Raw genomic sequence first — 13,901 nt, 5'->3', positions numbered from 1 at the left:
AGGGATAAATATCGCAAGACGAGGCATTTTGGGCAAGTAAGTTTCCAAAAATAAGGGCTCTCCAAAAAATGGGGAGCCCTTAGTTATCATTTATCAAGGTTTCTAGTATCCAGTAAAGATCGAATGACTAAGCGTGTAATTCCAAAGACACCGATTCAGGACGCTCACATGTACTTTCCATTACATAATGTTTTCCGCTATCTGAAGAATCATGGAAGCCATGCATCGCTTCTAAAACGTGATACGCTAATTCACTATTTGCACGATATTTCCCACCTTCGAGGATGGCTTTAGCCATATCAGCAACGCCAAGCCCTCGATTGTTTTGGGAATATCCATATGCAAGAGGAACCTCTTTAAATTCGTTTTCATCCCGTTTCCTTATTTTCACAGGTCCTCCGAACGTATTGGGATCAGGGACAAGCAACGTTCCTTCACTGCCATAAATTTCAATAGGGGGCAGCGATGTGCCGCCAAAGGCGTCAAAGCTTGTGGTAATATTTCCAACTACACCTGATTCAAAATCGATCACACCCGAGATGTGTGTAGGAATTACTACATCAATTTTAGTACCTGCTTTCGGAGTGCTAAGCACCGTTCTTTCAGGATAGCTGATACGAGTAGAACCAGTAATTCGTTTGATTGGACCTAAAAGAGCCACTAAGGCTGTTAAGTAATATGGTCCCATATCAAACATCGGTCCGCCGCCAGTATCATAATAAAAGGCAGGGTCTGGATGCCAATGTTCGTGCCCACGGCAGATCATGAATGCAGATGCTCCAATCGGAACTCCAATTTCTCCTTGTTCTAATAGATTGATAGCAGTTTGAATCCCCGCACCTAAGAAAGTGTCGGGTGCACTGCCAACAAGAAGATTATGCTTCTTAGCTGTTTCTAAAATTTGTTTACCCTCCTCGCGTGTGACAGCCAGTGGTTTTTCTGTATAAACATGCTTGCCTGCTTCAAGTGCCTGAATGCAAACAGAGGCATGTGCTTTAGGAATGGTTAAATTGATTACGAGTTCAATCGCTAGGTCAGACAGTAATTCTTCTACGGAACAAGCCCTAGGGACACCAAACTTTTCAGCTTGTAACTGTGCCCGCGATACATCTAAGTCCGCACATGCCATTAGCTCGAGGTGAGGGAACTTCTGACAGTTTTCCATATAAATCGAACTAATATTTCCACAACCAATGATACCGATTTTAAGTTTTTTCATAGAAACCTCCAGTTTATGTTTATGGATTAGCTTGCCTTGCCTTCCGCTTTCTCTTATTGACTGTCACCCATGCCAGTATAAGTTCGTACATTACCATAAATAGATGCAACATCCATTTCTTCGGCTCTTTTCTTTCCTTCAGCAGCCCACAAAAATCCGCGTCGCATGATCAGAGAAACTTCAGGCATAGCAACAATATTGGCTTGATGTCCTAACGAACTATAGAACACATTTCCAAGGCCCCAGCGTTTGGTCCAAACAACAGGCATATCCACTGCTTTATTAGCACTGTGCGGTCCGTGAAAAACCGGGAAGCGAGTAGTAGCTAATACTTCTACAGCTGGATCGTAGTGAAGGTAATATTGCTCACTAGTGACTTTAAAATCAGAGATACCCTCTAATAATGGGCTTGAGGAATGTTTGATGTTGACCATGTATTCCACACCATCATTTCCTGGATGGGCGACCCAATTACCCCCGGTCATAAATTGCCAGTCCACATTATTACGGAAAGAGTCACACATTCCACCATGGCATCCAGCTAAACCAACACCTGCTGCAACTGCTTCAGAGATATTTAGGACATACTTTCTTTCAATTTCACCCATAGTCCAGTGTGGAACGATTAAATCCAATTGCTTAAGTTTTTCCTTGTCAGCATACGAGTCTAGTGAATTGGATACCTCTACCTGGAAGTTTTCTTCCTCAAGAATCCCTTTAAATATCTCAGCTACCTGTTCGGGCTGATGGCCATCCCATCCTCCCCAAACAATCAATGCACTTTTTTTCATGGTAAAAGCACTCCTTTACATTTTTTTAAACGTCAGAAATTCGGATCCATTGGCGTTTTTCAATCGATAAATCAACCGCTTCTAAGACTTCCTGGCACTTTACGCCATCACGGAAATTTGGAACAGGCTGTCGATTTTCCCGGAAAGAATCCATAAGTTCAACCATTTCATGAATAAACGTATGTTCATAACCAATCGTATGTCCTGGCGGCCACCAGTTTTCCGCATAAGCGTGCGCGGGGTCAGTCGCTAAGATGCGGCGGAAGCCTTGAACATCGTCTCGGTCATCAACGAAATAAACTTGCAGTTCATTCATCCGTTCAAAATCAAAGATCACACTCCCCTTACTGCCATTGATTTCGAAAGAATTCGTACAGCGGTGTCCAGCCGCAAAGCGAGTAGCTTCAAAGCTTCCTAAAGCTCCGTTAGCAAATCGAGCTAAAAATAGGGTAGCATCATCGACTGTCACTTCGCCTTTTTCATTACTATCACTGACTTTTGCTGATAAACCAGTCATCTGCGATGGAATAGGACGTTCTTTAATAAATGTTTCGTTCATACCAATGACTTCGGTAATATCGCCAATGAGATAGTGAGATAGATCGATTAAATGAGCCCCAAGGTCTCCATGAGAGCCTGAACCGGCAATTTCTTTCTGGAGTCTCCAGGCTAACGGGAAGTTTGGATCCACGAGCCAATCCTGTAAAAACCAAGCACGGAAATGATAGATATGGCCGAGCCTTCCTTCATCAATAAGCTTTTTAGCCAGCATAACAGCAGGAGCAAAACGATAGTTAAATCCAACCATATGGTTGACTCCAGCAGCCTCAACGACATCCAGCATTTCTCTAGAATCCTTTAATGTAAGCGCTAACGGTTTTTCGCAAAAAACATGTTTGCCAGCTTGAGCAGCGGCAATCGTTATTTCTTTATGTACATCACTAGGTGCATTAATATCGATTAAATCGATGTCAGCTCTTACTAAGAGGCTCTTCCAGTCCGTTGTATATTCCTCCCAGCCGAACTGCTTGGCTGCAGTGGTCACACCGTTTAGGTCACGTCCGCAAATAACCTTCATCTCAGGATGAACGGTATTCGGGAAAAAGAGTGGAAGATCCCGGTAAGCGTGACTATGTGCTTTACCCATAAATTTATAACCAATCATTCCAATTCTAATTTTTTCCATATCGTATCTCCTTTCGTTTGCCATCAAGATAACTCTAATATCGATAAATCTATCATTTACAGGTTTGACACAACAAGTAAAAACTTATATAATCCTAGACAAAATTTACTCTTTGAGGATGTTCTTAGAATGTTAATATATGAGGCTCACCATTTTGATTACATATCAAACTATCATACATTGGATTTAAACTTTCCAAGCCATCTTCATCGTGGTTTTGAATTATTATTCTTGGTTGATGGGGAAATGGAAGTCATAATTAGTCAAAAAAGTTACCATTTGAAAACTGGACAATTCTTACTCATATTGCCGTTTGAAATTCACTCGTTTATTACAAAATCACATTCTCGAGCTAATATTTGTATTTTTTCGCCAGACTATGTTCCGACATTTCAAAGGATGATAGAAAATAGTTCACTTGAAAATCCAGTTTTCACCTTATCTCAGGAAGCAAATACACTCATTTCTAGGACACTTTTCAAAGATAACCCAAATCTGCTAGAACAAAAGGCTTGCCTTTATTTACTATTGTCTGAACTAATGGGACAAACCAGCTTAATTAAAAGTGAAAAACAAGATCAAGAGCTGCTCCATAAATTGTTAACCTATATTCAGGACCATTTTACAGAATCGATTTCTTTAAAAAGTATCGCTGGAACAGTAGGTTACAGTTATAACTATTTATCGAAGTATTTTAATACCCATATTAATATGTCGTTTGTCGATTTTTTAAATGAAACCAGAGTAAATTATGCTTGTTATCTATTAATTTATACAGAAAAGAATATTACAGAAATTGCTTTCCTTTGTGGTTACGAAAGCATACGTTCATTTAATCGTAACTTTGTAAAGATAAAATTATGTACACCAAAGGAGTACCGAGATAAGCAGCCCCAGTCGTTTATGGATATGTACCCTTTGGAGACTGCAATTCATCAGAACTTAAAATAATGGCTCTGTTATGGTTCATTGTTGATTTCCGTGTAGGTATGAGAATTCATAGGCGGAGAATTTCCGGTTAATGTATTTAGAGGAAGCTTATGAAGCTGATATAAGCGGAGATATTCCGGTTAACTGCTCTAGATATGACAAAATCCAAAGATTTTGATCAAATAAACGGAAAAGCTCCGCTTAATTTCAAGGAAATATGGGTATTTCCCAATTTAGCCGGAATTTTTCCGTTTATTTTTCAAACACAGTAAAACTACATCAGATTTTAACAAAGCTAAAATAATATATCTGAGAGTGTAAAAAAACATTCAATAAAACAAAAACTAATCGGAAAAAAATTCTGATTAGTTTTTTTATGAGAATATCAAAAATTTAAAGTGTAATTAGGCGGGGACTGGCAAATTAAAATAGGCAGTACAGAACCCATAAAATTTTTATCGTTCTTATTATTCTGTCCTGGATTGAAATTCCTTGACAATGTGCTCCAAATTGAATATATTATCTAATAGTATTAGATATTTCGGAAGGGGTTTGAAAATGGACTTCAAGGCGTTGGCGGAAGAGCTGTTTCATATTATGACTAGAACAGCTAAACTGCCATTTCAGAAAAAAGTTGATGATCTTTCTCATGGTGAGAGAAGAATTTTAGGGTATCTTACTTTTGGAAGTAACGGGGTTCCATCAGGTGATCTTAGTGAGAAATTGGATCTTACCACCCCCCGTGTTGCATCCGCCCTCAACAGTTTAGCCAAAAAAGGTTTTATTGAACGAAACAGGGCTGAAAACGACAAACGAGTGGTTATTGTTACAATAACTGAATCTGGTAAAAGTTTTATGATGGAAGAATATAATAAACTGATTTCGATGATGCAGCATACTCTTCAACAACTTGGTGAAAAAGATGCTCAGGAATTAATTCGAATTATTAAACGGATAAAAGATATTACCAATGATATGAATGATCAAGAATGCAGGCATGAATAGTGAGTCTGCTAAGTTTTTAAAGAATTATCTAACACTATTAGGTTTAATGTGAATGGCTCACAGGAGGGATATACATGCTGAAAATATTTAAATATCTACAGAAAAAAGAATACCTGTTAATACTGTGCAGTTTGGTATTCATCGTGACACAGGTGTACCTAGACTTAAAGCTACCAGATTATATGCATGAAATCACCATGCTGGTACAAACAGAAGGAAGTAAGATGAGTGATGTTCTCCTCCAAGGAGGATATATGCTTTTATGTGCAGTTGGTAGTGTGATTGCATCTATCATTGTTGGCTTTTTTGCAGCTAAAGTCGCGGCTGGTTTTTCTGTTCGTCTTCGGGCTATGGTTTTCGAGAAGACAATGTCTTTTTCAATCGAAGAGATCAATGGCTTCTCAACAGCAAGTCTTATTACCCGCTCCACGAATGATATTACTCAGATTCAACTACTTATTTCAATGGGATTACAAGTAATCGTAAAGGCTCCAATTCTAGCGGTTTGGGCTGTCATGAAAATGATGGGAAAGAGCTGGCAATGGACGGCTGCAACTGGCTTTGCCGTTTTATTCCTAATTTTGATGCTGTGTATTCTTATTTTTGTCGCATTGCCAAAATTCAAAATTATTCAGAGTTTAACAGATAACTTGAATCGTGTAACAAGGGAAAACTTGACCGGCATACGGGTTGTGCAGGCCTACAACGCTGGAAATTATCAGGAAAAGAAATTTGACGAAGCCAACATTGCGCTTACAAATACAAATCTCTTCACCAGCCGGGCAATGGCCTTAATCATGCCGACGATGGGGATCATCATGTCAGGTATAAGTCTCGCAATCTATTGGATTGGAGCAGTGTTAATTAACGCTGCAGCACTGCCGGATCGTTTATCATTGTTCTCAGATATGGTCGTTTTCTCATCTTATGCCATGCAGGTAATTATGGCATTTATGATGCTTTCCTTCGTATTTATCATGCTTCCTCGTGCTTCCGTATCTGCAAAACGAATTCAAGAAGTACTCGATACCAAAGCAAAAATCATTGATGGAAACGTGACAGAAGGAGAAAAAGGTCTTTCAGGAGAAATTGAATTCCGAAATGTAAGTTTTAAATATCCTGACGCAGCAGAATATATCCTCCGCAATGTTAGTTTCAAGGCTAGTAAAGGTGAAACGGTAGCATTTATTGGCTCAACAGGCAGTGGGAAAAGTACATTACTTAACCTAATTCCTCGCTATTTCGATGCAACAGAAGGGGAAGTGTTGGTCGATGGTGTAAATGTTAAACATTATACCCAGGAATCTCTACGCAAAAAGCTCGGTTATGTATCTCAAAAAGCTATATTGTTTAGTGGTACAGTTACTACAAATGTAGTATATGGGGACAGTGGGTCGAAGGAAACGGATGTTAAGAAGGCAATTGATATTGCACAAGGAACTGAATTTGTCGAGAAGATGGAGAACCAGTACAATGCCTCGATTTCTCAGGGAGGCACCAATGTTTCCGGGGGACAAAAACAGAGATTGTCTATCGCAAGGGCAGTTCATAGACAGCCAGAAATCTATATATTCGATGATTCATTTTCAGCGCTTGATTATAAAACTGATCGAGTGCTGCGCTCCAAACTTAAAAATGAAACAAAAGACGCCACAACGTTAATAGTTGGACAGCGTATTGGTACCATTAAAGATGCAGACCGGATTATAGTGCTGGATCATGGTGAAGTTGTCGGCGTTGGTACACATGATGAGTTAATGCAAAATTGCAGTGTTTATCAGGAAATTGCTTATTCTCAGTTATCAAAGGAGGAGCTTGAAATTGGGTAAGAAAAATCAGGAAAGTGGCGCTCATATGAAATCTCCCCATGGAAAAGGGGGGCGTGGAGAAAAACCTAAAGATTTTAAGAATACGATGAGGAAACTCATCTCCTATTGTAGGGTATATTTACCAGCTATTATCATAGCATTGATTCTTGCAATGGCAGGTGCCGTTTTCAATATTATTGGGCCAGATCTACTTAGTGAAATTACGGATATAATCACAGAAGGAATGATGTCTAGCATTGATCTTGACGCAGTGGTTAATGTGGCAACCCTTCTTGCATTCCTTTATGGATTAGGATTTTTGTTTAACTATATTCAAGGATTTATCATGGCTACGGTCACGCAGCGTGTTTCAAAAAATTTGCGATCCGATCTATCAACCAAAATTAATCGTTTACCATTAAAATACTTTGACTCTACAAGTACCGGGGATGTTCTTAGTCGTGTTACGAATGATGTAGATATGATTGGGCAAACGATGAACCAGAGCTTAAGTACACTTGTTTCAGCCATAACCATGTTCCTCGGCTCCCTTATCATGATGTTCTATACCAATTGGATCATGGCGATTGCTGCAATTTTATCTACTATTGTAGGGTTTGGATTGATGACATCCATTATCTCAAAATCACAAAAATACTTTGCTCAGCAGCAAAAAGAGCTAGGAAAACTGAATGGTCATATTGAAGAAATTTATTCAGGACACAATGTTGTGAAGGTATATAACGGAGAGAAAGAAGCCCGGGAGACCTTTCATGAGATTAACACAAGACTATATACTAGCGCTTGGAAATCTCAATTCATGTCAGGACTCATGATGCCGTTAATGATGTTTGTTGGTAATTTTGGCTTTGTGGTTATATGTATTGTGGGGGCAGTTCTCGCTGTGAATAATATGATTACATTTGGTGTGATCGTAGCATTTATGCTTTATGTCCGCCTATTTACCCAGCCTCTTACACAGCTTGCTCAAGCAGCTACCAACCTGCAGTCAACAGCGGCTGCCAGTGAACGTGTATTTGAATTTCTCGCTGAAGAAGAGCTAGTTAATGAAAGTGATAAAAGAGAAAAGCTTGAGGAGGCCATCGGTGATGTCGAGTTTAAGAATGTTCGCTTTGGCTATGGTCAAGATAAAATGGTTATCAATAACTTTTCGGCAACTGCTAAAGCAGGAGAAAAAGTCGCAATTGTCGGGCCAACAGGTGCTGGTAAGACAACATTAGTCAACCTACTAATGCGTTTCTATGAAGTAAATGGTGGAGAAATACTGATCGACGGTGTTCCGATTAATAACCTCACGCGGGAAAACATTCATGATCTATTCAGTATGGTTCTACAAGACACATGGCTGTTCGAAGGAACCATTCGTGAAAATATTGTCTATTCCAGAAATGGCGTAAGTGATGAAGAAGTAGTGGCGGCATGTAAATCAGTGGGGCTGCACCACTTCATTAAAACTCTGTCAATGGGATATGATACGATTCTCGATGATAAAGCAAATCTTTCAGCTGGGCAAAAACAGCTTATTACCATAGCACGTGCGATGGTTGATAATAAACCATTACTGATTTTAGATGAGGCGACAAGTTCGGTGGATACTCGAACAGAAGTATTGATTCAACAGGCTATGGATAAATTGACTGTTGGAAAAACATCTTTCGTCATTGCCCACAGGCTTTCTACGATTAAAAATGCAGACTTAATCCTTGTTATGAAGGATGGAGATATAATCGAAAGTGGTAATCACGAAGAATTACTTTCAAAAAATGGTTTTTATGCTGAGCTTTATAATAGTCAGTTTGAAGAAGCTTCGTAATTAAAGAAGCTAAGATACTACCTTGTCCAATTGTTTTATATGTTAATAGAAAAAAAGGCTCTCCTATAATAGGGGAGCCTAATAGGTGTTGACTAAAGATTATTATGGCAGTACAATTGAATGAAATCGGTTTCACTGAATCTTCTTGATTGCAATGAAATCATTAGCGGTGGTGGAAAGGTATGAAAAAGGAAAATATAACAATATATGACATTGCTAAAGAAGCTAATGTATCTCCAGCTACAGTTTCAAGAGTCTTAACCGGAAATGCAAAAGTCCGTCCACAGACAATGCGGAAAATAGTTGATGTGATTGAAAAATATAACTTTAGACCCAATAGTTTAGCAAGAAGCTTATTACATAAGCAATCGAAAACCATCGGATTTATCTTACCAGACATAAATCACCCGTTTTTTTCAACACTGGTTCAAAAAAGTGAAGCTTTTGCATTGGAATTAGGATATACAACATTTTTGTGCAATACGATGAACAACTCAGAAAATGAATCGAAATACTTGCAAAGTTTAGTAGAAAAACAGGTCGATGGGATTATTTATCTTGGCGGTAGAATTAATGACACTGACACCGATCAGGAATACGCTGAAGAAATGAAGAAAGTAATGGAAAGAGTTCCTGTTGTTTTTGTTAACGGTCAAATGTCAGGGGTAGATGCCCATATTGTTAGAACGGATGAAGAATCAGGGGTTGAAATGCTTGTTGAACTACTAGTAAACCTAAATCATAAAAAGATTGGTTTTCTTGGCGGATTAGAAGGGATAAGTTCAACGGATGTAAAAAAGAAAACATTTGTTAATGTGATGGAAACGAAAGGACTAGGTGTCAATAAAAGTTGGGTTTTGGATGCCGGGTTTAGTATTGAATCTGGTGAAGAAGTTGCTGCAAAATTCCTCTCTTTAAAAGAAAGGCCTACTGCGGTTATCTGTGCGAACGATTTAGTAGCAATTGGCGTAATAAAGGTCCTTACCAAATTTGGGTTAAAGGTTCCAGATGATGTTTCAGTTGTTGGGTTTGATGACATTTATTTGGCAAAGCATTTCCCTCCAGGCATTACGACTATAAGTCAGAATTATGATCAATTGGGTCAAACCGCTATTAAGGTACTAGTAGATTTAATTAATGAGAAAGAAGCAAAGAAAGAAACGGTTATTCCAACATCACTCGTACTAAGAGATTCTTGTAAAATATTTTCAGAAAAATGAAATAAAATATTGCGTGTTTCCAAATCTTGAGGTACGATAATTATGAAATGGGTTTCGCGTTTGAGGAATATAAAGTTATAGTAATCAACTTTACTATAATAGATAATTATATTCCTTTGTTTTTTGATAGGTTTGAAACCGATTTCATGATTTTAAATAAGTTTATGGAAGTGAGGTAGTTTTATGTTTAAACTGATGAATAAATATAAATACTCTCCACCTAAAAATGGATATCCTGAGTGGAATAACAACCCAGAGATTTTTCAATTGAATCGATTGGATGCTCATGCAACATTAATGCCTTACAGGACAGCAGAAGAGGCATTAAAAGGAGACCGAACTTCATCTGAATTTTATCAGTCGTTAAATGGAAATTGGAAGTTCGCATTTTATGAGAATCCTAAAAAAAGAAATCAGGACTTTTTTAAGGGGGATTATGATGCTAGTGAGTGGGATGAAATCAAAGTGCCGTCACACTGGCAGTTACAAGGATATGATTATCCTCAATATACGAATGTTAGATACCCTTGGGAAGGAAAAGAAGATATAAAGCCGCCTTTTGCTCCGACAAACTATAATCCTGTTGGACAGTATATTCGTAGTTTTACGATTTCAGAGGATTGGAAGGGCAAACCGGTTTATATTAACTTTCAAGGAGTAGAATCAGCCTTTTATGTGTGGGTGAATGGAGAATTTGTCGGATATAGTGAAGATACCTTTACACCGGCCGAGTTTGATTTAACACCATACTTAATTGATGGCGAAAACAAGTTAGCGGTAGAGGTTTATCGTTGGTGTGATGCGAGCTGGTTAGAAGACCAGGATTTTTGGAGAATGAGCGGAATTTTTCGTGATGTCTATTTGTATTCTACTCCAGAAATTCATATTAATGATTTCTTTGTGACCACGGAATTGGATCAGGAATATAAGGACGCTAAATTGAAAATTGAAGCAAAAATCAAAAATGCATTTGAGCAGACCGTGAATGGCTATACAGTTGAAGCGATGCTCTATGACCATGAAGAAAACCCTGTATTAGAAGAATCACTTCAAATAATGGTTGATATGGAAAATCAATCCCTCCTTTCGATCAATACTTCAACTCATGTAAGTAATCCTTTTAAATGGAGTGCAGAATGTCCATACCTTTATACTCTAGTTTTGACTTTAAAAGATGAAAGCGGAATCATTAAAGAAACGGAAAGCTGTAAGGTAGGATTCCGAACATTTGAAATAAAAGATGGTCTCATGAAAATCAACGGCAAAAGAATTGTCTTCAAAGGTGTAAATCGACACGAGTTTGCATCCGGTAAAGGGAGAGCTGTTGGTTACGATGATATGGTTAATGATATTAAATTAATGAAGCAGCATAATATTAATGCCGTCCGTACTTCGCATTATCCGAATAATCCATTGTGGTACGAATTATGTGATCAATATGGTTTGTATGTCATTGATGAAACAAATCTTGAAACTCACGGGACATGGAGGTATGGGCAGAAAGATGAAGGCGATGCGGTGCCAGGCAGCAAGGTTGAATGGCGAGAAAACGTCCTTGATCGTTGTAACTCAATGTTTCAACGAGATAAAAACCATCCTTCGATTATTATTTGGTCGCTTGGGAATGAATCGTTTGGCGGGGATAATTTTATAAAAATGCATGATTTTCTAAAGGAGAATGATCCTACTAGAATTGTTCATTATGAAGGAATCTTCCATTACCGAAAATCAGAAGCCGCTTCAGATATTGAAAGCACAATGTATGTAAGTCCTGAAGGTGTAAAGAAATATGCTGAATATGCTAAGTACACTGATAATCCGAAACCGTACATTCTATGTGAATATAGTCATGCAATGGGGAATTCTTGTGGAAACCTTTACAAGTATACAGATTTATTTGAAAAATACCCTATTATTCAGGGAGGATTTATTTGGGACTGGAAGGATCAAGCTTTGGAAACAAAGACCAATGATGGTGTACCATACTTAGCTTATGGCGGTGACTTTGGAGAAACACCTCATGATGGGAATTTTTCAGGGAATGGTTTGATTTTTGCAGATGGTACGATATCACCAAAGATTATCGAGGTGAAAAAGTGCTATCAGAATGTCCGCTTTACTGCAGCTAATCTCCAAGAGGGACTTGTTGATGTAGTAAATAACTATCTGTTTACAGACCTTCAAAAGTACGAACTCGTTTGGCAGCTAGCAGAAAATGGTTTGGTAATTCAAAAAGGCACCTCAGAAATAAGGGTAGAACCATGCTCCACAAAAACGATTAAATTAGCTTACTCTATTCCTGAAGGATGTAAACATTCTGATGAATACATTTTAACTGTTAGCCTGCATTTGAAAAATAGCACCAATTGGGCAGATAATGGCCATGAAGTTGCTTTTGAACAATTTGTTGTTCCTACAGTTAATGCAATATCAGAAAGTATGCCTGTCAATTTCCCACAAACAAAAGTAATTCAAGAAGACAATTATGTAACAATTAGTGGGGAAAGCTTTAATGTTATTTTTAATAAAGGAAATGGAACCCTAGAGTCCTATAGTTTTAATGGCATCCCTTTACTCGAGAATGGTGTAGGTCTAAATTTTTGGCGTGCGATGACAGATAATGACCGTGGGAATAAATTGCAGGAACGCAGCTCTGTATGGAGAGAAGCTGGAAAGAATAAAGTTCTTACATCGTTTTTAATTGATGCAAAGAGTACGGCTACTGTAGTTACAACGGAATTCACTTTGCCGGCAACACTGTCATCTTGCAAGATTGTTTACACCATTATGGGTGATGGAGAAATAACAGTAGACTATCAGCTAGAACCAGGGAACGATCTTCCTGAGATACCAGAGGTTGGAATGATGACAACATTAGATGGCAGATTTGATACCATCACTTGGTATGGAAAGGGCCCATATGAAAATTATTGGGATAAAGAGAAAGGCGCGAAAATTGGAATTTATAGTGGTATAGTAAAAGACCAATATGTACCATACCTAAGACCACAGGAATGCGGAAATAAAACAGGTGTAAGATGGGCATTGTTAACCAATCAGCAGGGGGAAGGATTAAAAATTTCTGGAAGCCCTACGGTTGAAGTGAATGCTTTACCATACACCCCCTTTGAGCTTGAAGAACATGATCACGGATATAAATTACCATCTAGCGATAAGACGGTAGTAAGGATTAATTATAAACAAATGGGCGTAGGCGGAGACGACAGCTGGGGCCAAAAAACACATCCTGAATTCACCCTCTTTGCAAATCGATGCTACTCTTATTCTTTTAAAATTAAGGGGATTAAAATATAAAGGAATTTATAGTACCTTGTCAATTTGGTGATTCTTATTTTGCTGCTAGAAAAGAACTACTGTAAAAAGGGTTGGTTTGTTCCCTTGGATGATCATTATTTTTCCAAGGGAACATATTGAAACCCGTTTCTTAATGTAGGACAAATACTAATAAGCCCAATGGAAGTGTAATATAAAATAATTTTCGGAACAATAGGAAAATTCAGTATATAGTATTTACTTTTAATAGAAATATGAATATAATGAAAATTAGGTAACCGCTTTCATCGTATTAATCTAAGAAATTACTAGTGCTTCAAACAACAAACTGCATTTTTTGTTAGTAATTATGAAACCCATTTCATTTGACCTACGTAGAAATTATGTATGTTAAAATTAACCGGAATTTTATAGAAATGACTTTGAAAACGATTTCACGATTTGCTAAAGAACTAATCTTTCTATATAAAAGATCCTTTCGTAGTTTTGGAAAGACTTTTTTATACAGATAGATTAGTAATGTATTAAACCACTTTGTTTATTTTCTTTTGTGAAAACTTGTTCGTGCTCGTGTCAAAATCGTGTTGTTTAGGGGGGATTTATATGAAAACCGT

9 protein-coding genes are annotated in these 13,901 nt (G+C 37.9%); 6 read left to right on the top strand and 3 right to left on the bottom strand.

Features of this window, described 5'->3' with window-relative positions; genetic code table 11:
• Positions 1–127 precede the first annotated feature (127 nt).
• The 3 genes from F4694_RS22975 to F4694_RS22965 are packed head-to-tail and all read right to left on the bottom strand — an operon-like array spanning position 128 to position 3,196.
• On the bottom strand, positions 128–1,219 hold the full coding sequence (locus F4694_RS22975) for a Gfo/Idh/MocA family protein (RefSeq protein ID WP_179602239.1): 1,092 nt from the start codon (positions 1,217–1,219) through the stop codon (positions 128–130).
• 53 nt (positions 1,220–1,272) lie between these two features.
• Positions 1,273–2,010 carry a ThuA domain-containing protein gene (locus F4694_RS22970; RefSeq protein ID WP_179602238.1) on the bottom strand — a complete coding sequence of 246 codons (738 nt, stop codon included), beginning with the start codon at positions 2,008–2,010 and terminating at the stop codon, positions 1,273–1,275.
• Between the two features lie 25 nt (positions 2,011–2,035).
• On the bottom strand, positions 2,036–3,196 hold the full coding sequence (locus tag F4694_RS22965) for a Gfo/Idh/MocA family protein (RefSeq protein WP_179602237.1): 1,161 nt from the start codon (positions 3,194–3,196) through the stop codon (positions 2,036–2,038).
• Between the two features lie 129 nt (positions 3,197–3,325).
• On the opposite strand from F4694_RS22965, the gene F4694_RS22960 reads away from it, so the two are divergent.
• The 6 genes from F4694_RS22960 (at position 3,326) to lacZ (ending at position 13,308) form a co-directional block, all read left to right on the top strand.
• A complete protein-coding gene (locus tag F4694_RS22960) occupies positions 3,326–4,147 on the top strand; it encodes a helix-turn-helix domain-containing protein (protein WP_179602236.1) in 822 nt (273 codons plus the stop codon).
• 537 nt (positions 4,148–4,684) lie between these two features.
• The gene (locus F4694_RS22955; RefSeq protein WP_179602235.1) at positions 4,685–5,131 is read left to right on the top strand and encodes a MarR family winged helix-turn-helix transcriptional regulator; all 447 of its coding nucleotides are present in this window, start codon (positions 4,685–4,687) and stop codon (positions 5,129–5,131) included.
• 74 nt (positions 5,132–5,205) lie between these two features.
• The gene (locus F4694_RS22950) at positions 5,206–6,960 is read left to right on the top strand and encodes an ABC transporter ATP-binding protein (RefSeq protein ID WP_179602234.1); all 1,755 of its coding nucleotides are present in this window, start codon (positions 5,206–5,208) and stop codon (positions 6,958–6,960) included.
• Between the two features lie 25 nt (positions 6,961–6,985).
• A complete protein-coding gene (locus F4694_RS22945; RefSeq protein ID WP_179602342.1) occupies positions 6,986–8,773 on the top strand; it encodes an ABC transporter ATP-binding protein in 1,788 nt (595 codons plus the stop codon).
• Between the two features lie 182 nt (positions 8,774–8,955).
• The gene (locus F4694_RS22940) at positions 8,956–9,993 is read left to right on the top strand and encodes a LacI family DNA-binding transcriptional regulator (protein WP_179602233.1); all 1,038 of its coding nucleotides are present in this window, start codon (positions 8,956–8,958) and stop codon (positions 9,991–9,993) included.
• Between the two features lie 183 nt (positions 9,994–10,176).
• Entirely contained in the window at positions 10,177–13,308 is a 3,132-nt protein-coding gene (lacZ, locus tag F4694_RS22935; RefSeq protein ID WP_179602232.1) for a beta-galactosidase, LacZ type, read from the top strand.
• Positions 13,309–13,901 lie beyond the last annotated feature (593 nt).

Origin of the sequence: Neobacillus driksii (assembly GCF_013409995.1) — a bacterium.
In the GTDB taxonomy this organism is placed as follows: domain Bacteria; phylum Bacillota; class Bacilli; order Bacillales; family Cytobacillaceae; genus Neobacillus; species Neobacillus driksii.
This window is presented reverse-complemented; position numbering and strand designations above follow the sequence as displayed.

Bases quoted from the DNA above. Each gene is read 5' to 3' on its own strand.
- F4694_RS22975 (WP_179602239.1), bottom strand. From the start codon at position 1,219: ATGAAAAAACTTAAAATCGGTATCATTGGTTGTGGAAATATTAGTTCG.
- F4694_RS22970 (WP_179602238.1), bottom strand. From the start codon at position 2,010: ATGAAAAAAAGTGCATTGATTGTTTGGGGAGGATGGGATGGCCATCAG.
- F4694_RS22965 (WP_179602237.1), bottom strand. From the start codon at position 3,196: ATGGAAAAAATTAGAATTGGAATGATTGGTTATAAATTTATGGGTAAA.
- F4694_RS22960 (WP_179602236.1), top strand. From the start codon at position 3,326: ATGTTAATATATGAGGCTCACCATTTTGATTACATATCAAACTATCAT.
- F4694_RS22955 (WP_179602235.1), top strand. From the start codon at position 4,685: ATGGACTTCAAGGCGTTGGCGGAAGAGCTGTTTCATATTATGACTAGA.
- F4694_RS22950 (WP_179602234.1), top strand. From the start codon at position 5,206: ATGCTGAAAATATTTAAATATCTACAGAAAAAAGAATACCTGTTAATA.
- F4694_RS22945 (WP_179602342.1), top strand. From the start codon at position 6,986: ATGAAATCTCCCCATGGAAAAGGGGGGCGTGGAGAAAAACCTAAAGAT.
- F4694_RS22940 (WP_179602233.1), top strand. From the start codon at position 8,956: ATGAAAAAGGAAAATATAACAATATATGACATTGCTAAAGAAGCTAAT.
- lacZ (WP_179602232.1), top strand. From the start codon at position 10,177: ATGTTTAAACTGATGAATAAATATAAATACTCTCCACCTAAAAATGGA.